Source organism: Pedobacter sp. UBA5917 (assembly GCF_002432345.1).
Classification (GTDB): domain Bacteria; phylum Bacteroidota; class Bacteroidia; order Sphingobacteriales; family Sphingobacteriaceae; genus Pedobacter.
In genome coordinates, this window is sequence record NZ_DJDT01000311.1 from 1 (window position 1) to 26,759 (window position 26,759).

Annotated in this window: 22 protein-coding genes and 1 pseudogene; 15 read left to right on the forward strand and 8 right to left on the reverse strand. The window is 39.8% G+C overall.

Translation table 11 applies throughout. The features are described from left to right. The 8 genes and pseudogenes from B2V92_RS21660 to B2V92_RS21695 all read left to right on the forward strand — a co-directional run. A pseudogene (locus B2V92_RS21660) lies at positions 1 to 578 on the forward strand (amino acid permease); the annotation flags it as partial. Further along, positions 578 to 1,939 (forward strand): glutamine synthetase family protein, encoded by a 1,362-nt coding sequence (locus B2V92_RS21665; RefSeq protein ID WP_293312089.1) that lies wholly within the window; start codon positions 578 to 580, stop codon positions 1,937 to 1,939. The pseudogene B2V92_RS21660 and the gene B2V92_RS21665, both read left to right, overlap by 1 nt. A 129-nt stretch (positions 1,940 to 2,068) precedes the next feature. Continuing rightward, positions 2,069 to 3,217 carry an iron-containing alcohol dehydrogenase gene (locus tag B2V92_RS21670; protein ID WP_293312090.1) on the forward strand — a complete coding sequence of 383 codons (1,149 nt, stop codon included), beginning with the start codon at positions 2,069 to 2,071 and terminating at the stop codon, positions 3,215 to 3,217. A gap of 108 nt (positions 3,218 to 3,325) precedes the next feature. Further along, entirely contained in the window at positions 3,326 to 4,045 is a 720-nt protein-coding gene (locus B2V92_RS21675; RefSeq protein WP_293312091.1) for a gamma-glutamyl-gamma-aminobutyrate hydrolase family protein, read from the forward strand. A 28-nt stretch (positions 4,046 to 4,073) separates the two neighbouring features. Then, positions 4,074 to 5,438: an aldehyde dehydrogenase family protein gene (locus tag B2V92_RS21680; RefSeq protein ID WP_293312092.1), complete on the forward strand. Its 1,365-nt coding sequence runs from the start codon at positions 4,074 to 4,076 to the stop codon at positions 5,436 to 5,438. A gap of 1 nt (position 5,439) precedes the next feature. After that, positions 5,440 to 5,829 (forward strand): STAS/SEC14 domain-containing protein, encoded by a 390-nt coding sequence (locus tag B2V92_RS21685; protein WP_293312093.1) that lies wholly within the window; start codon positions 5,440 to 5,442, stop codon positions 5,827 to 5,829. A gap of 182 nt (positions 5,830 to 6,011) precedes the next feature. Further along, positions 6,012 to 7,961, forward strand: coding sequence for a beta-N-acetylhexosaminidase (locus B2V92_RS21690; protein ID WP_293312094.1), 1,950 nt, complete (start codon positions 6,012 to 6,014; stop codon positions 7,959 to 7,961). 1 nt (position 7,962) lies between these two features. Further along, positions 7,963 to 8,433 (forward strand): CYTH domain-containing protein, encoded by a 471-nt coding sequence (locus B2V92_RS21695; protein ID WP_293312095.1) that lies wholly within the window; start codon positions 7,963 to 7,965, stop codon positions 8,431 to 8,433. A 45-nt stretch (positions 8,434 to 8,478) separates the two neighbouring features. Here the strand turns inward: B2V92_RS21695 and B2V92_RS21700 are convergent, their stop codons facing one another. The 3 genes from B2V92_RS21700 to B2V92_RS21710 form a co-directional block, all read right to left on the reverse strand. Further along, the gene (locus B2V92_RS21700; protein ID WP_293312096.1) at positions 8,479 to 9,447 is read right to left on the reverse strand and encodes an FKBP-type peptidyl-prolyl cis-trans isomerase; all 969 of its coding nucleotides are present in this window, start codon (positions 9,445 to 9,447) and stop codon (positions 8,479 to 8,481) included. 197 nt (positions 9,448 to 9,644) lie between these two features. Next, positions 9,645 to 10,652 carry an FKBP-type peptidyl-prolyl cis-trans isomerase gene (locus B2V92_RS21705; protein ID WP_293312097.1) on the reverse strand — a complete coding sequence of 336 codons (1,008 nt, stop codon included), beginning with the start codon at positions 10,650 to 10,652 and terminating at the stop codon, positions 9,645 to 9,647. Between the two features lie 44 nt (positions 10,653 to 10,696). Then, the gene (locus tag B2V92_RS21710) at positions 10,697 to 11,707 is read right to left on the reverse strand and encodes a DHH family phosphoesterase (RefSeq protein ID WP_293312098.1); all 1,011 of its coding nucleotides are present in this window, start codon (positions 11,705 to 11,707) and stop codon (positions 10,697 to 10,699) included. 385 nt (positions 11,708 to 12,092) lie between these two features. On the opposite strand from B2V92_RS21710, the gene B2V92_RS21715 reads away from it, so the two are divergent. From B2V92_RS21715 to B2V92_RS21725, 3 genes are all read left to right on the forward strand, one after another. Then, on the forward strand, positions 12,093 to 12,512 hold the full coding sequence (locus B2V92_RS21715; RefSeq protein WP_025144153.1) for a nucleoside-diphosphate kinase: 420 nt from the start codon (positions 12,093 to 12,095) through the stop codon (positions 12,510 to 12,512). Positions 12,513 to 12,621: 109 nt separating this feature from the next. Continuing rightward, positions 12,622 to 13,395, forward strand: coding sequence for an FKBP-type peptidyl-prolyl cis-trans isomerase (locus tag B2V92_RS21720; protein WP_293312099.1), 774 nt, complete (start codon positions 12,622 to 12,624; stop codon positions 13,393 to 13,395). Positions 13,396 to 13,922: 527 nt separating this feature from the next. Next, positions 13,923 to 14,099, forward strand: coding sequence for a hypothetical protein (locus B2V92_RS21725; protein ID WP_167437814.1), 177 nt, complete (start codon positions 13,923 to 13,925; stop codon positions 14,097 to 14,099). 88 nt (positions 14,100 to 14,187) lie between these two features. Here B2V92_RS21725 and B2V92_RS21730 read toward each other — a convergent pair whose 3' ends face one another. Both B2V92_RS21730 and recF read right to left on the reverse strand, forming a co-directional pair. Then, positions 14,188 to 14,478 carry a DUF721 domain-containing protein gene (locus B2V92_RS21730; RefSeq protein ID WP_293312100.1) on the reverse strand — a complete coding sequence of 97 codons (291 nt, stop codon included), beginning with the start codon at positions 14,476 to 14,478 and terminating at the stop codon, positions 14,188 to 14,190. Continuing rightward, the gene (gene recF, locus B2V92_RS21735; RefSeq protein WP_293312101.1) at positions 14,471 to 15,574 is read right to left on the reverse strand and encodes a DNA replication/repair protein RecF; all 1,104 of its coding nucleotides are present in this window, start codon (positions 15,572 to 15,574) and stop codon (positions 14,471 to 14,473) included. Before recF ends, B2V92_RS21730 begins: the two co-directional genes overlap by 8 nt. A 109-nt stretch (positions 15,575 to 15,683) precedes the next feature. Between recF and B2V92_RS21740 the strand changes: the two genes are divergently transcribed. Both B2V92_RS21740 and B2V92_RS21745 read left to right on the forward strand, forming a co-directional pair. Beyond that, positions 15,684 to 16,088: a hypothetical protein gene (locus tag B2V92_RS21740; protein ID WP_293312102.1), complete on the forward strand. Its 405-nt coding sequence runs from the start codon at positions 15,684 to 15,686 to the stop codon at positions 16,086 to 16,088. A gap of 123 nt (positions 16,089 to 16,211) precedes the next feature. Further along, on the forward strand, positions 16,212 to 16,877 hold the full coding sequence (locus B2V92_RS21745; RefSeq protein WP_293312103.1) for a tetratricopeptide repeat protein: 666 nt from the start codon (positions 16,212 to 16,214) through the stop codon (positions 16,875 to 16,877). A gap of 573 nt (positions 16,878 to 17,450) precedes the next feature. Here the strand turns inward: B2V92_RS21745 and pth are convergent. The 3 genes from pth to B2V92_RS21760 all read right to left on the reverse strand — a co-directional run bounded on the left by pth (position 17,451) and on the right by B2V92_RS21760 (position 19,887). Further along, the gene (pth, locus tag B2V92_RS21750; protein ID WP_293312104.1) at positions 17,451 to 18,011 is read right to left on the reverse strand and encodes an aminoacyl-tRNA hydrolase; all 561 of its coding nucleotides are present in this window, start codon (positions 18,009 to 18,011) and stop codon (positions 17,451 to 17,453) included. Between the two features lie 162 nt (positions 18,012 to 18,173). Beyond that, the gene (locus B2V92_RS21755; RefSeq protein WP_293312105.1) at positions 18,174 to 18,758 is read right to left on the reverse strand and encodes a 50S ribosomal protein L25/general stress protein Ctc; all 585 of its coding nucleotides are present in this window, start codon (positions 18,756 to 18,758) and stop codon (positions 18,174 to 18,176) included. A gap of 187 nt (positions 18,759 to 18,945) precedes the next feature. Beyond that, entirely contained in the window at positions 18,946 to 19,887 is a 942-nt protein-coding gene (locus tag B2V92_RS21760; RefSeq protein ID WP_113950349.1) for a ribose-phosphate pyrophosphokinase, read from the reverse strand. Between the two features lie 371 nt (positions 19,888 to 20,258). Here B2V92_RS21760 and B2V92_RS21765 point away from each other — a divergent pair, with 371 nt between their 5' ends. Both B2V92_RS21765 and B2V92_RS21770 read left to right on the forward strand, forming a co-directional pair. Further along, the gene (locus B2V92_RS21765; RefSeq protein WP_293312106.1) at positions 20,259 to 23,285 is read left to right on the forward strand and encodes a DUF2723 domain-containing protein; all 3,027 of its coding nucleotides are present in this window, start codon (positions 20,259 to 20,261) and stop codon (positions 23,283 to 23,285) included. Between the two features lie 215 nt (positions 23,286 to 23,500). Then, entirely contained in the window at positions 23,501 to 26,551 is a 3,051-nt protein-coding gene (locus B2V92_RS21770; protein WP_293312107.1) for a DUF2723 domain-containing protein, read from the forward strand. Positions 26,552 to 26,759 lie beyond the last annotated feature (208 nt).

Consider the following 26,759-nt stretch of genomic DNA (forward strand, 5'->3'; position numbering starts at 1 on the left):
GTTGGGAAGCCATTGTATACAAAAACGGGAAATCTGGCGAAACTTCCGATTCGCCGCTGCCCCTCGCCCTTTCGATGATTACCGGCGATAACCATCTAATGTACCACTTGCTTATAACCGTAGGCCTGTTCGGTTTGGTGGCATCATTTCACGGATTGGTTCTGGCCGCCGGACGTTCTACTTACGAAATGGGAAGGGTAAAAAGTATTCCGGCAATTTTGGGTAAAATTTCACCAAAATTCCAAACGCCTGCCAATGCATTAATCGGTAATATGGTAATTGGTATTATCGCACTCTTATCTGGCAAAACCGCCGAAATTATTGTCATTTCTGTTTTTGGGGCGCTTACTTTGTACATCATTTCGATGGTAGCGGTAATGGTATTGCGAAAAAACAAACCCGAAATGGTTAGGCCTTTTAAAACTCCGGTTTATCCCCTGTTTCCCATCATTGCGTTAATTATTTCATGTGTTTCTTTTATCGCAATGCTGATTTATAACCTTAAATTAGGTTTAATTTACTCAGGCATTGTTTTAGGCATATTTCTACTATACAAAATTTTTAAAAAGGCAGATTAATGAGTACGAGCAAAGAAATTCTTGATTACGTAAAAAATCATCCATCCGGAAAAGTAAAATTAGCCGTTGCCGATATCGACGGCATTTTAAGGGGAAAATATGTTGCTGCCGAAAAATTTGCTTCACTGGTTGAAGGCCGTTTAGGTTTTTGTGATGTAACTTTTGGATGGGATGCAAATGATGTAGCCTACGAAAACGGAAAATACACAGGCTGGCATACCGGTTATCCGGATGCGCAGGTTAAAATAGATTTAAGCACTTTCAGGAAAATTCCCTGGGAAAATGATGTCCCTTTTTTTCTTGGCGATTTTATTGACGATCAGGAACGTGCAAATGATGTTTGCCCGAGGCAATTGTTAAAAAAGCTGATCGCAGAATGTGAACAAGAGGGATTTTCTCCACTTTTTGCACAGGAATTTGAATGGTTTAACTTTTCAGAAACACCAGAAACCGTACACGAAAAAGGCTTTACCAATTTAAAACCTTTAAGTCCCGGTATGTTCGGTTATTCTATTTTAAGAAGTACCTATCAGAATGCATTTATGAGCGATCTGTTCGAACTGCTTAATAAATTTGATATCCCTATTGAAGGTTTACATACCGAAACTGGTCCGGGTGTTTACGAAGCCGCGATTAAATATGCTCCAGCGCTGCAGGCGGCCGATCAGGCCATTCTATTTAAAACGGCTGTAAAGGAGATTGCATACAAACATGGCATCCTGGCCACATTTATGGCTAAAATAAGTGAAAATTTACCCGGCTGTAGCGGTCATGTGCATCAGAGCTTATGGGATAAAAACAATAAAACCAATCTTTTTTATGATGAAAAAGAGCCCGATAAAATCAGCGGAATAATGAAAAGTTATATTGCTGGTCAGTTACATTGCCTGCCCCACATTTTACCTATGATTGCACCTACCATTAACAGTTATAAACGCCTGGTAGAAGGTGCATGGGCACCCACCACAGTAACCTGGGGCATTGATAATCGTACAACCGCATTACGGGCATTACCGGGAAGTAAAAAGGCTTCGCGTTTAGAAGCACGCATAGTAGGCTCGGATACTAACCCCTACTTAGCACTTTCGGCCTGTTTAGCTGCCGGGATGTATGGTGTTAAAAACAAGCTGGAGTTAACACAACCAGCAACCCCAGGAAACGGATATACCGACCTATCAAACGGTGTGTTAAGCCGCAATTTATTCGAAGCCACCCAAAAAATGAAAAATTCTGATCTGGCCGCAACACTATTGGGTGCAGATTTCGTTGATCACTTTACCATGACCCGCGAATGGGAATGTAAACAATACGCAAAAGTAGTAACCGATTGGGAACTGAAAAGATATTTAGAGATTATTTAATTATAGAACCATCATGCTGAAATATTTGTAGTCGTCATTCTGAACCTGATTCAGAATCTTTTACAGGATAGATGCTGAAATAAATTCAGCATGACGCAACTTGAGAAAACAAAAGATAAAATAAGTGTTATGATATTTGATAAAATCCACCAGTTTAATTTCCCGACAACTATCCGTTTCGGTGCAGGTGCCGTAAAAGAGTTACCTGCTTACTTAACTAAACACAATTTAAAAGCTCCATTAATTGTTACCGACCCTACCATTGCTGAACTTCCGTTTTTTAAAAGAATTGTAGATGATTTAAAATCAAAAAATATTTCTGTAGAGGTTTTTAACAATATCCACAAAAACCCCGTAAAAAGCGATGTTTACAAAGGTACCGATGTTTGGGATGCCACCCACCGCGATAGTATTGTGGGTATTGGCGGTGGTGCTGCGCTCGATGTTGCCCGTGCAATTTTGCTCCGTATTAACCACCGCGAAGATTTATTCAAATATGACGACCTTATTGGTGGCGATATTTACGTAACCAACGATGTTCCGCATTTTATTACCATTCCAACCACCTCAGGTACCGGAAGCGAAGTGGGCCGAAGTGCCATTATCGCAGATGATGAAACCCATCAGAAAAAAATCCTTTTCTCGCCCAAATTAATGGCGCAGATAGTTTTTGCAGATCCGGAGTTAACGATGGATTTACCGCCGTTTATTACCGCTGCAACGGGGATGGATGCCCTTACACATAACATGGAAGCTTACCTGGCCAAAAACTTCCACCCCATGTGTGATGGAATTGCATTGGAGGGTATTTCGCTGATCAAAGATTCACTCGAAAGGGCCACAAATAAGCCTGATCTGGAAAGCCGCAGTAAAATGCTGATGGCTTCGATGATGGGTGCCATTGCCTTTCAGAAAGGTTTAGGTGTGGTGCATTCGCTGGCACATCCGCTTTCTTCGCTTTTAGATACCCACCATGGTTTGGCCAACGCGGTGAATATCCCTTATGGAATGCAGTTTAATATTACTGGTTTTGAAGATCGTTTTAAAAAAATTGCCCGAACTTTGGAACTTAAGGATGAAAGTGGCGAAGCGGTTGTAAAATACCTGTTCGATTTAAATACCAAAGTGAATATTCCGCATAAATTGAGTGATATTGGCGTTAAAAATGAACATATAGAAACACTGGCTGATTTGGCTTTTGCAGATTTTGCACATCCAAATAATCCAAAACCCGTAAGCAGGGAAGATTTTAAACAACTGTACTTAAACGCGCTTTAGATCAAGATGTAATGATTATAGGATTTCAGGATTAAAATACCTTAAAATCAGTGCAATCCCAAAATCGGTGCAATCAAACTGAAAGAAAAATCTGTGTAATAAAATAATATGTCTGATAAAATAATAATTGGGGTTACCGATTGCAGTAAGTTCGATATTTACCGCAACTGGGTTTTATCCTATAATAAAAATGTAGAAGTAATACAGCTCGGATACAAGCTTAATAATTTCGATGAGATCAAAAAATGCCAGGGTATTGTTTTAACTGGTGGAGAAGACGTACATCCTCGTTTTTACAATCAGCCCGAATATTATCCTTATTGTTACGATGATGATATTGACGAAAAACGTGACGAATTTGAATTTGAGGTTTTAACCTATACCGAAGCCAATGCAATCCCCGTTTTGGGCATTTGTCGTGGCATACAGGTAGGCAACGTATTTTTTGGTGGCACACTAATCCCCGATATACCTACCTGGGGAAAATTCGACCATTCCAAAATGCACGATAAATCAGATCGCTACCACGAAATTACCGTTAATCCTTCTTCATGGCTAAATAGGATTGTAAATACCGATAAAGGTTTGGTAAACAGCAATCACCACCAAAGCTCCGATAAAACCGGAAAAGGGCTCGTGGTAAGCGCGATTTCGCCTGACGGCGTTGCCGAAGCAATGGAAAGGATAGCACCCGAGGGAAAATCTTTTCTGTTGTTTGTGCAGTGGCATCCCGAACGTTTAAAAGATCAGTATGGGCCATTTAGCAAAAACATACACGAGGCTTTTATTAATGCGATAAAATTAAATAACAAACTTAAATCTGTGTAATCACTTTAATCCCCAAATCACATTAAAAATGCAGATCATCAATCCAGCAACAGAAGAAATTATAACGGTTTTAAACGAAGATACCCCATCTGCACTTGAAGCTAAATTCGATATTCTAAAAAAAGCGCAGCCAGCATGGACAGAGCAAACACTCGGCGAAAGAATATCCGTTGTAGAGAAATTCAGCAGCTTGCTTGAGGCCAAAACAGAAGAACTCGCGGCGATATTAACCAGCGAAGTTGGCAAACCCCTGCAACAATCGCGTAATGAAATTAACGGAGCAAGGGCACGCATTAAATGGATGTTAGCCAATACCGAAAAATACCTGGCTGATGAAATAATGGTTGATGAACCTGGTTTAAAAGAAGTGATCAGGTACGAGCCATTGGGTGTGATCTGCAATATTTCAGCATGGAATTACCCATACCTGGTTGGTGTAAATGTTTTTATTCCAGCCTTATTAAGTGGAAATGCGGTAATGTATAAGCCCTCCGAATATGCCACCTTAACGGGCCTTCAGATCGAAAAACTACTAAAACAGGCGGGTGTTCCTAATGATGTTTTTCAAATTGCCATCGGCGCAAAAGAAACCGGAGCAGCTTTATTAGAAATGGATTTTAACGGCTATTTCTTTACCGGATCGTACAGAACAGGAAAATTCATCTACGAAAAAGTGGCTGCGAAAATGGTTCCCTGCCAATTGGAACTCGGCGGAAAAGATCCGCTATACGTTGCCGAAGATATTGCTGATGTGGTTTCTACAGCCATTGGCACCGCAGACGGAGCATTTTACAACAACGGACAAAGCTGCTGTGCTGTAGAACGGATTTACGTTCATGAAAAGAATTACGAAACTTACTTAAATGCATTTGTTACTGAAGTTAATAGCTGGAAAACCGGTTTACCCACAACCGATGGCGTATACTTGGGTGCTTTAACAAGGAAAGAGCAGCTCTTAGTATTGGAAAACCAGGTGAAGGATGCCTTAAACAAAGGCGCCAGGTTACTTACCGGCGGTAAAGCCGTTGAGGGTAAAGGTTACTATTTCGAGCCTACCGTTTTAACCGATGTAACCAATGATATGCTGGTGATGCAGGAAGAAAGTTTTGGGCCCATTATTGGTATCATGAAAGTACACGATGATACCGAAGCCATAAAAATGATGCAGGATACCAGTTATGGTTTAACCGCTTCGGTTTATACCGCAGATCAGGCAAAGGCCGAAAAAATACTGGCTCAGCTGGATGCCGGATCGGGTTATTGGAACTGCTGCGACCGTGTTAGTGCAGCATTACCGTGGAGCGGTAGAAAACATTCGGGCATTGGCGCAACATTATCACATCAGGGATTAAGGGCTTTCACTAAACCAAAGGGCTATCATTTAAGGGGATAAAATGGGAAATGATGTAGATAACCCGCTAATTGAGGGTGAAATAGCTGATTATGTACTTACCGATGCCGGAATACTTATTTCATATAGTAAAAGCATCATGCGTACAGTAGAAAATATTTCGGTAAATGTTGCGCTGGTGAAAAAAATCACTAACAACAAAAAGGTTCCATTGTTAATTTACCTGAAAAACTCTCCTGTTCCTGATAAAGAAACACGAAAATTCTCGACTGAACAACTCCCCAATATTTATACAGCAATGGCAATGGTATCTAAACCCGGTTTGGCACAATTAATTATGAAGATCCTTTTTAAGCTTCAAAAACCGCCTATTCCGATAAAATCATTTACCGATGATGAAAAAGCTAAAGAATGGTTGAAACAGTTTTTGTAAATTTACCTACCAAACCTCATTCTTAAGAAAAGAAGCTCAATAAAAGACTTTGGTTAATTGCTCAGCTCTGTAGCTGGTCTTCAATTCCCTATGCCCTTTACTCTCTGCCAATTGCTCAAATTAAATCTTTTTTAATAAATTGCGGATTATACTTATCCGGTTAATCCGCTTTAATTATTTTAATGAAAAAATTATTCCTGATCATCACCTGCTGTTTCGCTGCAGCCAGCAACTTCGCTCAAAACATTGTTACAGAAACCGAAACCGGCGATGCTGAAAGTACGGTTGTACAAACACCGATTGCCATTATACCCGAGCCTGTATCCTTGATGAAAAAGGCAGGAACCTTTACCCTGCCCGAAAATGTAATTATACAGGCAACTAAAAGCGCGGAGTTAAAACAATCAATCGCTTACCTGTCTGACCGCGTTACTACTGCCACAGGCAAATTTGTAAGCTCGGTAAACAGTTCAGCCCACCCTACCATCAAACTGATTTTAAATACACAGGATGATAACCAATTGGGTAAAGAAGGTTATAAACTGAACGTTAATCCTACCCAGATCGTGATTACCGCCAACCAACCGGCAGGTATTTTTTACGGCGTTCAATCTTTACTTCAGCTTTTCCCTGCTGAAATAGAAAGTAAGGAACTGGTAAATGATGTAAAATGGAAAGCACCTTGTGTAGATGTGGTAGATTATCCGAAATTAGGCTGGAGAGGCCTGATGTTTGATGTAGCCCGCCACTTTTTCACCAAACAGGAAGTAAAACAGTTTATTGATGATATGGTGCGCTATAAATTCAACCTACTGCATTTACACCTTGCAGATGATGAAGGTTGGAGGATCGAAATCAAAGGTTTGCCAAAACTAACCGAAATTGGTGCATGGAGCGTTAAAAAAACAGGAACATTTGGCGATTTTATTCCACCCACCCCTGATGAACCCCGCACTTACGGTGGTTTTTATACCCAGGAGGATATTAAAGAACTTGTTCAATATGCGCAGGAGCGTTTTGTAAACATATTACCCGAAATTGATGTGCCGGGGCACAGTTTGGCTATTATCGCATCATACCCAGAATTATCGTGCACACCTGATGCGGTAAATTATAAAGTACGCTCGGGCGAAAAAATTATGGACTGGAGCCGCGGTGCGCCACCAATTGCTTTGGTTGATAATACCCTTTGTCCGGCGAACGAGAAAGTTTATGGCTTTCTGGATACCGTAATTACACAAATTGCCCAGCTTTTCCCTTTCGAATACATCCATATGGGCGGCGATGAGGCTTCACATAACTTTTGGGAGAAAAATGATCAGGTAAAAGCATTAATGCAACGCGAAGGGTTAAAAACCATTCCGCAGGTGCAGGCCTATTTCGAAAAACGTGTAGAACAGATTGTAGTGGCCAAAGGCAAGAAATTTATGGGCTGGGATGAAATTTTGGACGGTGGTGTATCGCCAACAGCATCTGTAATGAGCTGGAGAGGCATGAAATATGGTATCCAGGCCGCCAACGAGAAACACAATGTAGTGATGAGCCCCACCGAATTTGCCTATCTGGATTATATGCAGGCCGACGTAATTACAGAGCCAAAAGTTTATGCCTCGTTAAGGCTAAATAAAGCTTATCAGTTTAATCCTGTTCCGGCAGGTGTAAATGCACAATACGTAATCGGCGGGCAGGCAAACCTTTGGACCGAGCAGATTTTCACCTTCCGCCAGGTAGAATATATGGTTTATCCGCGTGCATTTGCCATTGCCGAATCAATCTGGAGCCCAATTGAAAAGAAGAACTGGACAAATTTTGTAGACCGCACACAACAGCATTTTAAACGTTTGGATTTGGCTGAAATTAAATATTCGCCGGCCATTTATGATCCTATTTTTACTGTAAAACGCAGTGTCGACAAACAATTGATGATAGAACTGACCACAGAAATTGATGGTTTAGACATTTACTACAGTTTTGATAACTCTACGCCCGACCGTTTTTACCCGAAATACGCAACAGCCTTACAGGTACCTAAAGATGCCAGCATGTTACGCGTTATTACCTACCGTGGCAAACAACCTATCGGAAGATTGATCAGCATGCCTGTTGCAGATTTACAGAAAAGGGCAAGATAAAATGGGAAAAGAAATAGAGCGCAAGTTTTTAATCGATCAGACTAAGTGGGATAACCTGAACAAACCGGTGGGAAAACTTTTGAGACAGGGTTACCTGTTAACCGATAAAGATAAAACGATACGGGTAAGAGCCACTGAAACCAAAGGATTTTTAACCATAAAAGGTCAAACCATTGGCGCAAGCCGGTTAGAATATGAGTACGAAATTCCGGTTACCGAAGCCACAGAATTATTGGATAACTTTTCGGTTTCGGAACTTTCCAAAACCCGTTACGAAATTGAATTCAGCGGTAAACTTTGGGAAGTGGATGTATTTTCGGACGACAATAAAGGCCTGATTGTGGCAGAAATAGAACTGGAAAGCGAAGATGAAACTTTCGATCTGCCTGATTGGGTAGCTAAAGAAGTAACCGAAGAAGAAAAATACTATAATTCTAACCTAACGGTTAAGCCTTTTAAAAATTGGGTTTAAATTAAAAGACCTCGCAGGTTTTAAAAACCTGCGAGGTCTTATTTTTTATTTAGCCAATGGCGCAGCTGCATTTGGCTTGATGATACCTTTCAATTCTACATCAAACACCAAGGGCGTAAATGGATTGATCGGTCCACCACCATTTTCGCCGAAGCCCAGTCTTGATGGTAAAATCATTTTAATTTTTCCACCAACACCTATTAACTGAATGCCCTGGATAACACCTTGCGGCAATTGCCCAAGTGGTAAACTACGCGGCACATACTGTACACTTTCAGAGAAAATTCCGGCCTCTTTTGCAATTTTAGCATCAGAGGTGTCGAAAACGTTAATGGCTCCGTTCGATTTTTTATTCGTAAACTGGCCGGTATAATCCATTAACACGGTATCGGTTAAAGCTGCCCTTTCGGAATTGCCCGGAGCAGAAATTACATACTGCAGGCCCGATGGTGCAGTGTTTACCTTTAAACCGTTGTCGGCAACATATTTTGCTATTTTAGCAGGCTCTACTGTTTTGTTTTTTTCGTTCAGCGCTTTATACTCTGCTTCGAAGAAAAGTCTTTTCTTGGCTTCGAAAATAGAATCAGCGTCTTTGCCCTTGTGCAATACCTTCTCAATTTTAATGGTAAAGGAAGCAATGTTCGATTTTAGGCCTTTTGGTTTAGGCTGACCGGAGTATTTCTCCATCGAATCCAGGTTCAGTTTAAAAACCGCGCTATCGCCTTCGCCAAGCAGTTTAAGTCCCGAAGCCAGATCGCCTTTAAACATCGATTTACTGATGGCAAAAAACGCAGGGCGTTCGTTATCGTAGGTATTTACCATTACCGAATCGGGATTGGTATTGGTTTCGACGGTTTGCACACCGTTTAACTTTACATAATCACCATCCTGGATTTTTGGCTTACCTTCACTTTTATAGATCTTGTAAGTCATATCCCCTTCACCCTTTTCGAATTTGTTGCAGGCAGCTAAACCAAGTGCTGCTGCCAAGAGCATAATTATTCCTTTTTTCATTAGTATTTTTATTAAAAACAGATCTTGATCCTATTTCAGGATTTTGGTCCATTTTATTAGATTGCTACAAAGATAGACGATAATAAGCTTTTATAAATCTTTGTAAAGTTTTATTTCTTTGTTCAGCGTCAAAAAAAAGGCCAAAAAAAATCCTGCTTAACTGAATAAGCAGGATTTCTAAATATTATTTAAAAAAATTATTTTTTGGTTGTTGGAACCGGAACTGCTGATACTGGGACAGCTGGAGCAGCCGGAGCTGGTTTTCCTTTAATAATGTCTTTAATTTCAAGATCGAAAGCAATCGGGCTGAAAGGCATGATACCAACCTGTGGTGCGCCTTGCTCGCCATAACCTAAGTTAGAAGGGATAATTACTTTGATTTTACCACCTTTACCGATTAACTGTAAAGCTTCGGTAAATCCTGGGATTGTACCACCAACAGGCATTTTTTGTGGACCATAAGGTTTTCCCACTTTAAATTCGTTTTCTGCTTTAGCCAATTTCTCGTCGCTTGTATCGAAGATTTTGTATTTACCATCTTTACCTTTTTTGGTAACCCTACCGGTATAATCAATTAATACTGTATCGCCCAAAGCTGGTTTTTCGGCACTACCTGGTTTTTCGATAATGTAGTGTAAACCACTGGCAGTAGTTTTTGTTGCCAATTTGGTATCTTCTAAATAAGCTTTCAATTTAGCAGGTTCTGCAGCTTTCTTTTTCTCAGAAGTAGCTTTGTAGTCGGCCTGGAAAAACTCAGTTGCTCTTTTGTTAAATGTAGAATCAGCTTCGCCAGCTTTTTTCTTGAATACTTTTTCAACTTTTACAGTAAAAGTAAGGTATTTATCATTTTTAAACTGCTCTGGTTTTGGTTGTTTGCTATGGAAAGCCATAGTATCCAGGTCTATTTTAAAAGTAGCACTATCGCCTTCTCCGAACAAGGTTAATACATCGTTCATATCACCAGCGTACATTTTTTTCTGTACAGGGAATACTGCTGGGGTTTCGCTATCGAAAGTGTTTGATAAAATAGAATCTTTACCATTTTTTTGGATAAAGTTCATTTTAACGATATCACCTTCCTTGATTTTTTCGCTACCTGCCGAGTGGTGGATGGTATACAATAAGCCACCTGCGCCCTTTTTTTCTTGTTTACATGCCGCTAAGCCTAAAGTGGCTGCTGCTAGAATAATAATTCCCTTTTTCATTTATTAATTTGACTTTTTTAAGTTTTATTGTTTATTTATTGCCCTTAGGCGATCAATTGCTCTTTATATTCTGCTAATATCGATTTAAATTCGTTAACCACATCATTTAATGGTTTTTCTGATGCACCACCTGCTGCATTTCTATGTCCGCCACCGTTAAAATATTTCTTGCAGATCTCGTTAGCCGGAAAATCGCCCGTTGATCGCACTGATAACTTAACCTTATCGGTACGTTCGATGATCAAAGCGGCCAACCGGATTCCGTTAATTGATAATGCATAATTTACCACGCCTTCGGTATCACCGGTTGCACTGTGGTATTGGGCCAGCTCTTCTTTAGTAACCCAAATAATAGCGGTATTGTATTCTCTTAAAACCTCCAATTTGTTCGATAGGCAATAACCTAAAAAACGCAAACGGTTTTCGCTGGCATTATCGTATACCAGTTGATGGATTTTCCAATGTTCGGCACCTAAATCAATCAGGTTTGCGGCAATGCGGTAAACTTCTGATGTTGCAGATTCGAAACGGAAAGATCCCGAATCGGTCATAATGCCTGTATAAAGGCACGAAGCCACATCTTTATTGATTCCTGCCTTGTCTTCCAACTGGTTCACAATAAAATCGTAAACCAATTGTGCAGCTGCACAGGCATTGATATCCCAATGGCGGTAATCGTCAAAATCCTCTGGTTCGAGGTGGTGGTCGATCATGATTTTTTTGGCACCTGCCGCCCTTACCAGTTCACCCAGTTCGTTGATACGGCTTAAAGTGTTAAAATCAAGACAAAAAATGATAGAGGCCTCATCCACCAACTTGGCTGCCTGCTCCTGCTGTTCTGTAAAAATAATTACATCGCCGTTGTTGGGCATCCAGTGTAAAAAAGTAGGATAATCAGTAGGGGTTATTACCCTTACATGATGGCCTTTCTGAATCAAATATCCATATAATCCCAGCGACGACCCCATTGCATCGCCATCTGGTTTATGATGCGTAGTGATCACAATCCGTTGTGGCGTAGCCAATAATGTTTTTAATTCAGTTAGTGTAAGCATATATTTTTCGAGCAGCAAAGCTAAGTAAATTTAGAATAGGATTAAAGGATTTTAGGATTAACAGGATCACGTAACAGGATTGAAGGATTTTAGGATCAACAGGATCATGTAGTATAGGAAAAGACTTGGGATTAGTGGGATTATGGGACAACTCTGTTAAGTTAGCCCGTTAGATATATTTAACTTCTGATAAAAAGCCTGCCCTGCCGTTCAGGGGGGATACAAACAAATAAAATCCGTGGTTATCTGTTTACATCCGTGGTTAAAAGCCGGGATTATTGAACCTAAATTCGGCGGATAATCCCTTTCTCAATCTTAAAACGAAGGATATTGCTTATTCATCAATTAAAACGTATTTTTGCAAAAAATTTGATATCAAAGCACAATGAGCACTAACAGAACTTTTACCATGATTAAGCCAGATGCAGTAGCAAACGGCCACATCGGATCGATTATTAACGACATTACCAATGCAGGTTTTAAAATCATTGCATTAAAATATACCAAACTTACCGACGAAACTGCTGGTCAGTTTTACGCAGTACACGCTGAGCGTCCTTTCTACAAAGATTTAGTAAGCTTCATGTCATCAGGACCAATTGTTGCCGCTATTTTGGAAAAAGACAACGCGATCGAAGATTTCAGAAAACTGATCGGTGCTACCAACCCTGCTGAAGCTGCAGAAGGTACAATCCGTCAGAAATATGCAAAATCTATCGATGCAAACGCGGTTCACGGTTCAGATTCTGATGAGAATGCTGAAATTGAAGGTAACTTCTTCTTCAAAGCAGACGAACGTTTCTAATTTTTAAGAACACGATATTTATTTAAAACCCCGAAAATTCGGGGTTTTATTGTTTTATCTATTTTGTATCTTTCGGCCTTAAAAATAACTCAACACTATAAAATAAATAATGAAAAGAATTTTCTTAGCGGTATGTTTATCAGGTATCGCTGTTGCATCTTATGCGCAAACCAAAACAGCAGCAAAAAGACCTGCTGCCAAGAAACCGACCACAGTAAGCAAAACATCAACTTTAAAAATGGGTGGCCTGCAATCTACCTTAGATTCTACCAGTTATGCCTTTGGTACTTCTATCGGCGCCAGCTTAAAAACAACAGGTTTATCTACCTTAAATTACGATGTACTACTTAAAGGCTTAAAAGATGCTTTTACGGGTGGCAAAGCAATATTAACGCAACAACAGGCACAACAGTGTATCAACGAAGCATTATCTAAAGCATCGCTGGTAAAAAACAAAGCAGAAGCTGAAGCAAATAAAATTAAATACGGACCTATTATGAAAGAAGGACAGGAGTTCTTAGAACAGAACAAAAAACGTGCAGGCGTACAAACAACTGCAAGTGGTTTACAGTACGAGGTTTTAACCGCCGGAACAGGCGTTAAACCAGTGGCTACCGATTCGGTATTGGTACACTATAAAGGCACATTATTAAACGGAAAACAGTTTGACAGCTCTTATGATAGAGGTGAACCTATTTCTTTCCCACTTAACCGTGTTATTCCAGGTTGGACAGAGGGTGTACAGTTAATGCCAGCTGGTTCTAAATACAAATTCTTTATCCCTTATAATCTGGCTTACGGCGAACGTGGCGCAGGTGCAGATATTCCTCCTTACAGCACTTTGATTTTCGAGGTTGAGCTGTTAAAGGTTAACGGAAAATAGATTTGTGAGGTAAAATGGAAAATGTTTGATGGATGATGTAAAGTTGGCCATCTTAAATAATTTCCAAAAAAAATCGTCATTTCGCTGCGTTACAGTAGAGATGGCGATTTTTTTTTATAACCCAAAACTCGTCATTTCGAGCGGAGTGCAACGCAGTCGAGAAATCTGTCTCGAGGTAGATCTCTCCACTCCACTGCGCTTCGGTCGAGATGACGATTAGTCTTGAGAGTCGTCACCCTGAACTTGTTTTATTAGCTGTTTCTATTGTTTTTTATTGTCTAATAGCTGCTTCGCGGTCAGGGTCTTTCATGCAAGATAGATATCTCTCCCGGAAATTCGGGACTGCGCTTTAGTCGAGACGCGCTTTAATGAAGTCTGTTCAAAAAAGATTTAGCAGAGTGTCGGATGGCAACATCCAACACCACGAGTAATTGAGATGACGTTTTCTCTTTAGATCCACGCTAAATAAGCCTTTGCTTAAAACTTTCTTAAGTATTCGATGTTAGCTATTACAAATTAACATGAATATGAAAAAAGTACTTCCTTTAGCATTGATCGCATTTTTATGCACTACCTTAAGCAGTTGTGAACTTGTAGAAGGTATATTTAAAGCCGGCGTTTGGGTGGGCGTTATTGTAGTGGTGGTAGTGGTAGCACTGCTGATCTGGATTTTCGCCAAGATTTTCGGAGGAGGGAAGAGTTAGTCTTGAGTCCTAAGTCCTAAGTCGAGAGTCTTAGTCCTTACCAAAATATAAGGGGCATAAGTTTTAAACTGGTGCCCTTTTATTTTACTTACAAAAATATCATTTCGGTAATTACTTCGCTGCCGGCATGTTCGTTCAGTTTTTGGATAATGCCCTGGCGTACCATAATCAGTTCGTTTTTAATTACAGACGATTCTATCCTTAAAAACAGTTTTTTATCATAAATATAAATCTGTTTGGTACGGTTGGCTATCGCGGTACCCATAATTTCCGGCCACACCGATAAAATCGAAGTTTCATCAAACTTCCGGCGCAAACGGTATACATCCAGCAATTTGCTGATGGCATCTTTTACAGTAACATCATTGGGTTTACGCATTTTGTATCGTTCCGTTATCAACTTCAAACAAAGTTACATCAACTTCTATTTTTTCAAAAATTGATTTTACCCTTTCTCTTCCAGTATCAGTAATAAATATCTGTCCAAAATCGTGATGCGAAACCATCTGCATCAGTTTTTGAACACGGTGATCGTCGAGCTTATCAAAAATATCATCCAACAACAATAAAGGTTTAAACCCTTTGTTTTTGGCCAGATAAGCATATTGGGCAATTTTTAAGGCAATTAAAAAAGATTTCTGCTGTCCTTGCGAACCAAATTTCTTTAAAGGCATCCCGCTGATTACAAAAGCGAGTTCGTCTTTATGGATACCTGTTGTAGTACGCTCCAGTACACGGTCTTTCTCTACTGACTTTTTAAGCAGCTCCTCAAAACCACTGTCGTTTAACTGCGATTGATAATTCAGTTCAACCGTTTCTCTATTTTCGGTAAGGTAGGTATAATATTGGTTAAACAGCGGAATAAACTCATCCATAAAGGCTTTACGGATGGCAAAAATTTTATTGCCCGAAATAACCAACTGCTCATCCAGAATTTCGAGCAGTGTAGGGTCGTATTTCCGCGTGATCGCAATCTGTTTTAATAAGGCATTGCGGTTTAAAAGAATGCGGTTATAGGTAATGAGCTGATCAAGATAATGCGCATCGGTTTGCGAAATTACGTTATCGATAAATTTCCGCCGCTCCTCGCTGCCTTCCATAATCAGGTTTACATCGTAGGGCGAAACCATCACCACCGGAAAAAGGCCAATATGATCGGCCAGTTTATCGTATTCCTTTTTATTGCGTTTAAACTGTTTCTTCTGGTTACGCTTTACACCGCAGGAGATTTTTTCGTTTTTTTCGTTACGGTCAAAATCACCCTGGATCATAAACACCTCTTCGCTGGTTTTAATCTGCTGACTATCGATCGGGTTAAAGTAACTTTTACATAGACAGAGGTAGTGGATGGCATCGAGCATATTGGTTTTGCCCGAACCGTTATTACCCGTAAAAACGTTTACAGTTTCAGAAAAACGGAGGTCTGCATCGCTATAGTTCTTAAAATTTAGAAGGGTAATGTTTTTTAACCACATAAATATGTCACAAATTTACCGTTTTTTAGCCTCTAAACATCCATTGTTTAAAATTAACGTTAATAACATTTAAAAAAATTGTACTTTCATAGCAAGGAAAAATATTTAAATGGTTGCACAAAAAATGTTAGAAGGTAATGTGCTGTGGTCATACGATCACGAACTTACCGAGAAAAGTTCGAGCTGGTTCAAGAAAATAGCTAATTTCTTCTCTTTCTTAACGCCTCAACATAATCATGAAGGCAATATTCTATTGGCATCAAACGGTTTATTTATTACCGGAGATGAGCAGTTGGAGGTTCCACTCTCCAATATAGAAGAGGTTTACATGGGTTTTGATGACCTTTTTCCGGCTTCGTCGGCCAAAAACTTCGGTTTGTTCTGGCAGCCTATCAGGATCAGATCAACCATTAGCCGCTCAGAAAGCCAAACGGTATATCTGGTAATTAACCATACCGGTATTTTTAGCGACAACCAAACGTGGTTTAACACCTTAATTAGCCTACTGCGCTAATTGTTGCAGCTATTTTATAATCTGCGCCCCTAAATAACTAATGATTAATTAAATACTTCAAAATAAAGGTTGATACTTTGATTGAAAAATGTATTTTTGCAATCTTAAATTTTTTAAACAAACATGTCTACAACAGATAACCAGACAATTCAATCAACCAAAAAAGGTTCATTTTTACAGGAGAATAATAAGAGCTTACTTTTCATAGCAGGCGCTGTAGTATTATTGGTGTTAATATATCTTTGGTATCAAGGCGTGTATTTAAAAGGCCGTGCTGAAGAAGCCGCCAGCAAAATGTACAAAGCCGAACAATATGTTGGTGTGGATTCACTATCGAACAAAGCAGTTAAAGGCGAAAGCGGATATCCGGGATTTGAGCAGATTGCCAAAGAATATGATAATACAAAATCGGCAAATCTGGCTAACCTTTATTTAGGTGGTATCTATTTACGTAAAGGCGAATACAAACAGGCAATCGAATCGTTAAGCAAATATAGCGCTACAGGCAGTCCGGTTGCAGATCCATTGGCTTTAGGTTTATTGGGTGATGCTTACAGCGAATTGAAAGATTTTAAACAAGCGGCAACTTACTATAAAAAAGCAGCTGATAAAGCAAGTAAATTTACTTCACCTATGTTTTTGAAAAAACTTGGTTTGGTTAACGAAAACCAAAACGATTTTAAAGGTGCAGTTGATGCTTATACCAAAGTTAAAACACAATATCCTGAAAGTGCAGAAGCGCAATTAATTGATGCTTACATTGCAAGAGCGCAGGAAAAAGTTAAATAATCATTAACTAACTATATTTTATTAAAAGATCATCGAAAGATGGTCTTTTTTTTGTTTAGTTGCATTTTTTTTTTCACCATTATCTCATGCGATTCGTCATGCTGAATTTATTTCAGCATCTTTCTTATACTTAGTTTCTCACCTGCTCCATGTTTGGTGGCTCACCAAACACCAAAAAACTGATTTATTTTTTGGAAATCAGATGCAGATGCTTTTGGGTCAATTCAGTCCCGCTCTCCGTTAATCCGATGCCGGTTACTGTAAAATACAAGCTATTGATTAGGCATCGGAACCACTTCGATCGGGTTTAGGTGGCACAGGTAGTAATGCTATTTTGGGTTGTATGGCGCAGGGAAAAGATCCTTCGCTACGCTCAGGATGACAGCATGAATAGTTAACCAATGACCCAATTTACAAATGACCAATGAACTATAAAAAAGATTGCTTCACGCTAGCTACCCGGCCCTTCAGTTCGCAATGACGGATTGGGTGAGGACAAATCAACCTATGCCTAATGAACTAGTGTAATGCCCAATTAACCAATTTAAACAGTTAACCGATTAACCCAAAAACCTATTTATTAAAAGCGGTCATCGTATGTGTAGGTCCAATAGTAACAAAACTTTTAATCAGCTCTACACTTTTATCAATCAGCGCAGGGAGCTCTAATTGTTCGTTTTTATCAAATAAGCCCAAAACAAAGTCTACCTGCCGACCTTTTGGATAATCATTACCGATACCGAAGCGGAGGCGTGCGTAGTTCTGTCCGCCGCAAACCTCTTCTATACTTTTTAAGCCATTATGACCAGCGCTCGAGCCCTGTAGCTTTAATCTTAACTTACCCAATGGCAGTGCAAGATCATCTACAATTACCAACACGTTTTCTGGCGCTATCTTCAGTTCCTTCATCCAATAGTTAACCGCTTTACCGCTTAAATTCATAAAGGTAGTTGGCTTAATTACATGCAGTTTTTTGCCCTTAAAGCTCACTTCCGAATAATATGCCAGGCGGATATTCTCGAAACTACCATCTAAACCTTTAACCAGTTCATCGGCAATATCAAAGCCAATATTATGTCGGGTATGCGCATAATCAGGTCCGATATTGCCTAAGCCTACTATAAGATATTTCATGGCGCAAAGATAAAATGTTTAATGGAAGATGGAAAATGGATTATGGAAAGTTGGGCGATTAGCGTTAAGCATTTGGCGATCAAATTCTTTATGAAACAAAAAAGCGTTCCGACCTAAATCGAAACGCTTCATCTTGAAATCAGGAAATCCTAAGAATCCTGATTATTTTTTACCTTTAGCAGCTTCAGTTTCTGCTTGTTTTAATGCTCTAGACATTGCGACAGAAACGATAGTATCTTCAGGAGTGTTAGTGATTACGTATTGATCACCTTTAAGGTCACGAACACGGAACAAGCTACCTACTTCTAATTTCTCTAAGCTTACTTCTACGTTTTGTGGCATGTTAGCTGGTAATGCTTTAACACGCAGTTTACGTAATTTCTGAATCAATTTACCCCCCATTTTAACACCTGGAGAAGTTCCTGTTAATTTTACAGGGATTTCCATTACGATTTCTTTCTCGTCGAACAACTGAAGAAAATCGATGTGCAATAATACGTCGGTAAGTGGGTGATACTGCGTATCTTTTACGATAGCTTTAGTTTTAACACCATTAACATTGATTTCAACAAAGTTAACCTCCGGGGTATAAATAACATCTCTTAAATCAGCAATAACCACAGCTAAGTGTTGTTGCTCTTTTCCACCATACAATACCGCCGGAACTTTACCTTCGTAACGAAGTTCCTTGGCATCGCGTTTCCCTACGTTCTCTCTTGGAGAACCGCTAATTGCGATTGTTTTCATTTTTTATTTATTTTATTATTTATTAGTATCAAGTATTTAGTAGCTGGTATCAAGATTTGAAGCCTTTTACACACTACTTTCTACTTTTATTATTCTCTTTTTTGGTTAACTGGTTAATTGTTTAAATTGGTTAACTGAGCACAAAACTCACAATTAACCGATTAACCAGTTTATACAATTAACCCCTCTAAACCCTAAACAGGTCGCTAATCGATCCATGTTCGTTTACATTGGCAATTGCCCTTGCAAATAAACTTGCTGTGCTTAACACCCTTATTTTCGAACTTTCCTGCTTTAACGGGATCGTATCGGTAACAATCAGCTCGGTTAATACCGAATTTTCTACTGTTTCTATCGCTTTGCCAGATAATACCGCATGTGTACAAACTGCTCTTACACTTGCAGCGCCATTTTCCATAATCAAGGCAGCAGCTTTTGATAAAGTTCCTGCAGTATCGCAGATATCATCAATCAAAACTACATCCTGTCCGGTAACATCACCAATAATCGACATCGATTCGATTTCGTTGGCACGTTTACGGCGTTTATCGCAGATAATTACCTCTGCATTAAAAAACTTGGCAAAAGTACGTGCCCTGTACGAACCGCCCATATCAGGCGATGCGATGGTTAAGTTTTTTAAGCCTAAGCTTTTGATATAAGGAACAAAGATTACCGATCCATCTAAGTGATCAACCGGAATATCGAAGAAACCCTGTATCTGTGCAGCGTGTAAATCCATGGTCATGATGCGGTGGATACCTGCCGACTTCAATAAATTGGCCACCAATTTGGCTCCGATTGCTACACGCGGTTTATCTTTTCTATCCTGACGGGCCAAACCGTAATAAGGAACCACTGCTGTAATATAATGTGCCGATGCTCTTTTAGCGGCATCAACCATTAACAAAAGTTCCATTAAGTTATCGCTGGGCTGATAAGTAGACTGGATGAGGAAAACATCGCTACCACGGACTGACTCATCAAAAGAAGGCTGAAATTCGCCATCGCTGAATTTGTGGATGGTTACGCTACCAAGTGGTTTGCCGTAATGTTCGGCAATCTTAAGTGATAATCCCTTAGAACCTGTTCCGGAAAAAAGTTTTACCGGGTTAAACTGCAATGGCATGGTCCGTGTGTAGTTTACGGTTAAAAAAAATCGGATCATGTAGATTTAAACATGATCCGACGTTAAATTTCTGTTGTCCGACCTGGATTCGAACCAAGACAAACGGTACCAAAAACCGTTGTACTACCCTTATACTATCGGACAAAATTTATCAAGGATATTCTCCTCGAAAGGGAATGCAAATGTAGGAACCTTATTTTAATTATGCAAGAGTGATTTTAAAATATTTTTAATTTCTTTCCTGCTGTTCTTTGTTTGCGATGCAAAGATAAAAAAATGATTATATCCGATGCAACATTTTCTTTTTTTATACGACTTTTTTTACTGCGAACCACATAAATCATTTATTATCAAAGACAAAAAATTAAACTATGAATTACTCTAGGATCAACACCATTGGGGGCTGGCTCTGCTTTGGCATTGCGGCAATTACCTACATTTTAACTTTAGATCAATCCGTAAGTTTCTGGGACTGTGGCGAATTCATCTCCTCGGCCTTCAGAATGGAGGTGGTACACCAGCCCGGCGCCCCAATTGTATCCATGATTCAAAGAATATTCTCTACCCTGGCTTTTGGCGATAAAACCAAAGTAGCCTACTTTATAAATATCGCATCTGCGCTTGCAAGTGCAGGTACAATTTTATTTTTATTCTGGACAATTACGGCATTGGCAAAGAAAACCGTGGTTAAAAAAGGCGAAGAAATCTCCCAACAGCAAACTATCGGCATTATTGGAGCGGGTTTGGTTGGTGCCCTTGCCTATGCTTTTTCTGATAGTTTCTGGTTCTCTGCAGTAGAGGCCGAAGTTTACGCCATGTCATCACTCTGCAGCGCTGTGGTATTTTGGGGCATCCTGAAATGGGAATCGCAGGCCGACGAACCAAAATCCGACCGCTGGCTGCTTTTTGTAGCTTATATTATGGGGCTTTCTATCGGCGTGCATATTTTAAACCTGCTTACCATCCCTGCATTAATATTTGTTTATTATTTTAAAAAGAACCCTTCGCCAAAATGGCAAGGTGTTGTAAAAGTATTTTTGGTTTCTATTGCAGCATTGGCCGTGGTACAGTTTGGTATTATACAGTATGTAATATCGCTTGCAGCGGGCTTCGATTACTTTTTTGTAAATACCATGAACCTGGGTTTTGGTACAGGTATATTGTTTTTTGCGGTGTTATTAATCGGCAGCCTGGTTTACGGCATACGTTACTCCATCCGCAGAAATAAAAGAGCCTTAAACCTGATCTTATTGTTTACTGTGCTCCTATTATTCGGTTACAGCTCTTTTGCCTTATTGGTAATCAGGGCGCAGGCTAAACCCAACCTCAACAATTATAATGTAGATAATGTATTTTCACTTTCGAGGTATTTAGGCCGCGACCAATATGGCGACAGACCTTTACTTTATGGAGAGAATTACAATTCAGAAAAGATAGATATTAAGGAAACAGGAAAAATCTTCCGCAAGGGCGACAAAAAATACGAACCGGCCGGAACAAAATCGGCCTACGTTTTTGCCGATAAAACTTTAATGCCCCGTATGTACAGTGATAAACCCGAGCATGTGCGGTTTTACAAAAATTATATGGGTTTTGATGATCAGCATAAACCAACATTTGTAGAAAATTTAAAATACATGTTCTCTTTTCAGGCCGGGCAAATGTACATGCGCTACTTTATGTGGAATTTTGTGGGCAGGAAAAATAATGAAGACGGACAGTTTGGCGGCACCGATGGCGCCTGGCTCAGCGGTATTAAACCTGTAGATGCAATGAGGTTGGGCAGCCAAAAAAATCTCCCCCCATCCATTACCGAGAATAAAGCTTACAACAGGTTTTTCTTTTTGCCTTTAATCATCGGCCTTATCGGTGCGGTTTGGCATTTTAAACGTAACCAGAAAGATGCCGGTGTTATCGGCCTGTTATTTGTTTTTACCGGCATTGCCATTGTGGTGTACCTCAACTCCGTGCCAATTGAGCCACGCGAGAGGGATTATGCTTACGTAGGTTCGTTTTACGCATTTGCGATCTGGATTGGCTTAGGTGTATTCGGATTAAAAGATTGGGTATTTAAGAAATTAACACCCGCACGGGCAGGTATTTTTGCCTCGGTTGTTGCAATGTGCTGTGCGCCGGTTATTATGGCCAACCAGGGTTGGGACGACCACGACCGTTCTGATAGTCACGAAGCGAGAGACATGTCTGTCAATTACCTTAAATCCTGCGCACCCAATGCCATTTTATTTACTTATGGTGATAACGATACCTATCCGGTTTGGTATGCACAGGAGGTAGAAAACGTACGTCCGGATGTACGCGTGGTAAACCTGAGTTTATTTACTGCCGATTGGTATATAGACGGTATGCGTAGAAAGCAGAACGAATCGGCTCCATTGCCCATTACCTTAAAACCCGAACAATATGTTGAAGGTACAAGGGATATTATGTATTACCAGGATTATAAAGTAGCCCAGCACATCGAATTACAGCAAATTCTGGACATCCTCCTCTCCGATCATGACGAAGACAAAGTAACCATGAACGATGGAACAAAATATAACGTGCTGCCTACTAAAAACCTGAAACTGGCTGTAAGTCCGCAACAGGTTTTAGATACCGGTACGGTGCCAAAAGAAGATGCGGGCAAAATTGCAGGCAGTATGGAATGGACGTTTAACCAAAACTATGTTACCAAAGGAACTTTGGCCTTATTCGATATTTTGGTGCACAACAATTGGGAACGCCCGATTTATTTTACCGGTGCTATGCCCGACGAGCAGTATATCGGCTTAAACAAATACCTTTATTCGGAAGGGCTGAATAAAAGATTACTGCCATTAAAACCCGATACTGCCATTACCGAAGATTATGAACGCATCAACATCAAACCTTTGTACAATAACCTGATGAATGTTTATGCTTACGGAAATATTAAAAATGCAAACCATCTCGACAGGCAATCATCCGATGATGTAACACGGATCTCAAGTATGTTTAACGGTGCATTAAATAACATGATTAACCAGGGTAAAATTGTCGAGAGCAAAAAAATGGTTAATAAATTTTTTGAAGTAATACCTACAAAGTTTTACAGCATGCGCCAGGTAATGAGCACCTATTATTTTACCGAAAACCTTTACCGCTTAAACGACCTGAACCGTGCAAATGCGATGATCAAAAAAACGGCCGATTATGTAAATAAGGAACTGAACTACCTCGCGGATGTAAGCGAAAGCAAAAACCAGCTGGCCGCAGAGCAGGATGTACGTTTCTACCTTGGGTTTTTAGGCCAGATGGTAAAATTAACCGGTGAATTTAAACAGAATGGGTTAAGCAAAGGCCTCGAAAAACAGTACAACGATCTGATTATCCGTTTTACCCCTTATGCAACCGGTTAGCATAAAAACATTTTAAATTTTAACCCATGGGCAGTTTTTAATATTCTGCTTATGGGTTTTTCATTTCAAACAGATTAAAATCCTTGATGTTAACAGGCTTAGGCCGTTAAAAATTGTTAAATCAATCTAAAAAATTACCTGTTTTATCGCTTAGAATAGTTAATTTCGGCAGCATTTTTATGTGAAAACAATTTTTAATATCATTAAACAAACCAATGAATTATTCAAAAGTTAATAATATAGTAGGCTGGATCTGCTTTTTAATTGCTACAATAACTTACGTTTTAACCCTTGAGCCTTCTGCAAGTTTTTGGGACTGCGGCGAATTTATCGCATCGGCATTTAGGATGCAGGTTGTTCACCAGCCGGGTGCGCCTTTATTCTTAATGATCCAACGTTTCTTCTCCATCTTTGCTACTGGAGATCTGACCAGGATTGCGTACTGGATGAACGTAGGTTCTGCCGTATCGAGCGGAGCAACTATTTTATTTTTATTTTGGACAATTACCGCATTGGCTAAAAAAACGGTGTTAAAAGCCGGCGAAGAACTTACCACAGGCAAACTGATCAGTATTATGGGTGCAGGTGCCGTTGGTGCGTTGGCCTATACTTTTTCAGACAGTTTCTGGTTCTCGGCTGTAGAATCGGAGGTTTATGCACAATCGTCGTTATTTACCGCTATTGTTTTCTGGGCAATCCTTAAATGGGAAGCACATGCCGATGAGCCGCGTGCCGATCGCTGGTTGTTGTTTATTGCCTATATCATGGGTTTATCAATCGGTATCCACCTGTTAAACTTATTAACCATCCCGGCGCTTGCTTTTATCTATTACTTTAAAAGAACAGATAAGGCTACAACTGCAGGGATTTTCAAAACACTTATCATTGGTATTTTAATCCTGGCAGTAATCCAGTACGGTATTATCCAGTACCTGGTTTCGTTCGGTGCCTATTTCGATCTTTTCTTTGTAAACACTTTAGGTTTAGGTTTCGGAACCGGCGTTTTATTCTTCGCTATTTTATTGATCGGTGCGTTGGTTTGGGGAATCCGTTATTCCATCAAACACCAAAAGAAATTATTAAACTTAGGCTTACTTTCTGTTGTGCTGATCATTTTTGGCTACGGGTCTTTCTCAATGATCATTATCAGGGCCAAAGCAGACCCGAATTTAAATAACAGTGCACCAAAAGATGCTTTCTCTTTCTTAAGCTATCTAAACCGTGAGCAATATGGCGATAGGCCTTTATTATACGGACCTAACTATAATTCGGAAAGAACAGGTGTAACCGAAGGTGGAAAAACCATCTGGAGAAAAGGTAAAGAAAAATATGAAGTAGCCGGTAAAAAAACTGATTACGAATATAATAACAACACTTTATTGCCACGTATGTTCAGCGACGATGCCCGTCATGCAGGTTTTTACAAAGAATGGATGCACTTAGATGATTCAAAAAACCCGAATCTGGTTGATAATGTTGGCTTTTTGGCCAGTTACCAGATCGGTTACATGTATATGCGTTATTTCTTCTGGAACTTTGTTGGCCGCCAGAACGATGAGCAGGGCCAGGGAAGCGGTTTTGAAGGCGAATGGATCAGTGGTATTAAACCAATTGATTCGTGGTTACGTGGCGATCAGAGCCATTTGCCGCCATCAACCGTTGATAACAAAGCTTATAACCGTTTTTTCTTTTTACCGTTAATTATGGGAATCATCGGTGCACTTTGGCACTTTAAACGTAACCAGAAAGATGCCGGCGTAGTAGCATTATTATTCTTCTTTACAGGTATTGCGATTGTATTATATCTAAATCAAAAACCATTAGAGCCACGCGAAAGGGATTACGCCTATGTAGGATCATTTTATGCTTTTGCGATATGGATCGGCCTTGGGGCACTTGCCATAAAGGAATGGTTATTTAAAAAATTAACGCCAACTACCGGTGCCATCGGCGCTACAGTAATCGGTTTATTGGCTGCACCGGTAATTATGGCCGAGCAGGGATGGGATGACCACGACCGCTCTACCAAATTGGTTCCACATGATATTGCTTTGGATTACCTGCAATCTTGTGCACCAAACGCCATCTTATTTACCTATGGCGATAACGATACCTACCCGCTTTGGTATATCCAGGAAGTAGAAAATGTACGTCCGGATGTGCGTATTGTAAACTTAAGTTTGTTTGATACAGATTGGTACATCAATGGTTTAAGACAGAAACAGAACGAATCGGCTCCGTTGCCGATCACCATGAAACCTGAGCAGTATGTACAGGGCGAAAGGGATGTAATGCCTTACGATGATTATAAAATTGCAGGCAGTATCGAACTTAAAAACGTGGTTGATTTATTGTTATCAAATGATGAAAGCGATAAGGTACCGATGCAGGATGGTTCGAAATCGAACTTCCTGCCTACCAAGAACCTTAAAATTACGGTAGATCCGCAACAAGTGGTAAGTACAGGAACGGTCTCAGCTGCTGATGCTTCGAAAATTGCAACAGAAGTGGCCTGGAAATTTAACAAAGGCTATGTAACCAAAGGTACTTTGGCCATGTTCGATATCCTTGCACACAACAACTGGAAACGCCCTATTTATTTTGCTTCTACAGTACCTTCAGAGCAATACAACGGTTTAGATAAGTATTTATACAGCGAAGGTTTAGCACTTCGCTTATTACCTTTAAAAACCGATACTACTGCAACAGAGGATAAACCAGAGCAGTTAAATACTCCTGTAATGTACAACAACGTGATGACTAAATTTAAGTGGGGCAATATGAAAACTGCCAAATACCTGGATCCACAATCATCGGATGATACTTTTATTTTTACCAATATCTTCAGCAGCTTAACAAACAGTCTGATTAAAGATGGTAAAATTGATGAAGCGAAAAAAGTAGTGGATAAGTATTTTGCAGTAATGCCAACTGATAAATTCTTTGGTATCCGTACTGTTGTAGTGAAATTCTACATGGCCGAAAACCTATACAAATTGGGCGAAACAGCAAGGGCTAATGATATTATGGATAAATCTGGCGATTACATCCAAAAGGAATTAAACTATCTTGCTGATATTTCACAATCAAAAGGTTTAACAGGATCGCAGAATATCCAAACCGGTTTATACTATCTGGATAGAATGATTAAGACCACTAAAGCTGCTGGTCAGGATAAATTAAGCGATAAGCTACAGAAAACATTTAATGAACTGGAAAGCCGTCTGTCGGTTTTCTTTCCGCAACAACAGGGTCCGCAGCAATAAGCGGATTCTGGAAATAGATTTTAAAGCAGCTGCATTAATTTGTAGCTGCTTTTTTTATTGTCCAAACCTCGCAGGTTTTAAAAACCTGCGAGGTTTATAGGAACAAAAAAATCCTGTTCAGCATTACCGAACAGGATCCAAATCTATTTACAGTGAGCAATTCTAACAAAATGCTTGCGCTCGTTTTAACGAGTGCAGCGATAGCCTT

What these genes read in the sequence shown, in the direction of transcription:
- B2V92_RS21665 (WP_293312089.1), top strand. Translation starts at nt 578, where the DNA reads ATGAGTACGAGCAAAGAAATTCTTGATTACGTAAAAAATCATCCATCC.
- B2V92_RS21670 (WP_293312090.1), top strand. Translation starts at nt 2,069, where the DNA reads ATGATATTTGATAAAATCCACCAGTTTAATTTCCCGACAACTATCCGT.
- B2V92_RS21675 (WP_293312091.1), top strand. Translation starts at nt 3,326, where the DNA reads ATGTCTGATAAAATAATAATTGGGGTTACCGATTGCAGTAAGTTCGAT.
- B2V92_RS21680 (WP_293312092.1), top strand. Translation starts at nt 4,074, where the DNA reads ATGCAGATCATCAATCCAGCAACAGAAGAAATTATAACGGTTTTAAAC.
- B2V92_RS21685 (WP_293312093.1), top strand. Translation starts at nt 5,440, where the DNA reads ATGGGAAATGATGTAGATAACCCGCTAATTGAGGGTGAAATAGCTGAT.
- B2V92_RS21690 (WP_293312094.1), top strand. Translation starts at nt 6,012, where the DNA reads ATGAAAAAATTATTCCTGATCATCACCTGCTGTTTCGCTGCAGCCAGC.
- B2V92_RS21695 (WP_293312095.1), top strand. Translation starts at nt 7,963, where the DNA reads ATGGGAAAAGAAATAGAGCGCAAGTTTTTAATCGATCAGACTAAGTGG.
- B2V92_RS21700 (WP_293312096.1), bottom strand. Translation starts at nt 9,447, where the DNA reads ATGAAAAAAGGAATAATTATGCTCTTGGCAGCAGCACTTGGTTTAGCT.
- B2V92_RS21705 (WP_293312097.1), bottom strand. Translation starts at nt 10,652, where the DNA reads ATGAAAAAGGGAATTATTATTCTAGCAGCAGCCACTTTAGGCTTAGCG.
- B2V92_RS21710 (WP_293312098.1), bottom strand. Translation starts at nt 11,707, where the DNA reads ATGCTTACACTAACTGAATTAAAAACATTATTGGCTACGCCACAACGG.
- B2V92_RS21715 (WP_025144153.1), top strand. Translation starts at nt 12,093, where the DNA reads ATGAGCACTAACAGAACTTTTACCATGATTAAGCCAGATGCAGTAGCA.
- B2V92_RS21720 (WP_293312099.1), top strand. Translation starts at nt 12,622, where the DNA reads ATGAAAAGAATTTTCTTAGCGGTATGTTTATCAGGTATCGCTGTTGCA.
- B2V92_RS21725 (WP_167437814.1), top strand. Translation starts at nt 13,923, where the DNA reads ATGAAAAAAGTACTTCCTTTAGCATTGATCGCATTTTTATGCACTACC.
- B2V92_RS21730 (WP_293312100.1), bottom strand. Translation starts at nt 14,478, where the DNA reads ATGCGTAAACCCAATGATGTTACTGTAAAAGATGCCATCAGCAAATTG.
- recF (WP_293312101.1), bottom strand. Translation starts at nt 15,574, where the DNA reads ATGTGGTTAAAAAACATTACCCTTCTAAATTTTAAGAACTATAGCGAT.
- B2V92_RS21740 (WP_293312102.1), top strand. Translation starts at nt 15,684, where the DNA reads ATGGTTGCACAAAAAATGTTAGAAGGTAATGTGCTGTGGTCATACGAT.
- B2V92_RS21745 (WP_293312103.1), top strand. Translation starts at nt 16,212, where the DNA reads ATGTCTACAACAGATAACCAGACAATTCAATCAACCAAAAAAGGTTCA.
- pth (WP_293312104.1), bottom strand. Translation starts at nt 18,011, where the DNA reads ATGAAATATCTTATAGTAGGCTTAGGCAATATCGGACCTGATTATGCG.
- B2V92_RS21755 (WP_293312105.1), bottom strand. Translation starts at nt 18,758, where the DNA reads ATGAAAACAATCGCAATTAGCGGTTCTCCAAGAGAGAACGTAGGGAAA.
- B2V92_RS21760 (WP_113950349.1), bottom strand. Translation starts at nt 19,887, where the DNA reads ATGCCATTGCAGTTTAACCCGGTAAAACTTTTTTCCGGAACAGGTTCT.
- B2V92_RS21765 (WP_293312106.1), top strand. Translation starts at nt 20,259, where the DNA reads ATGAATTACTCTAGGATCAACACCATTGGGGGCTGGCTCTGCTTTGGC.
- B2V92_RS21770 (WP_293312107.1), top strand. Translation starts at nt 23,501, where the DNA reads ATGAATTATTCAAAAGTTAATAATATAGTAGGCTGGATCTGCTTTTTA.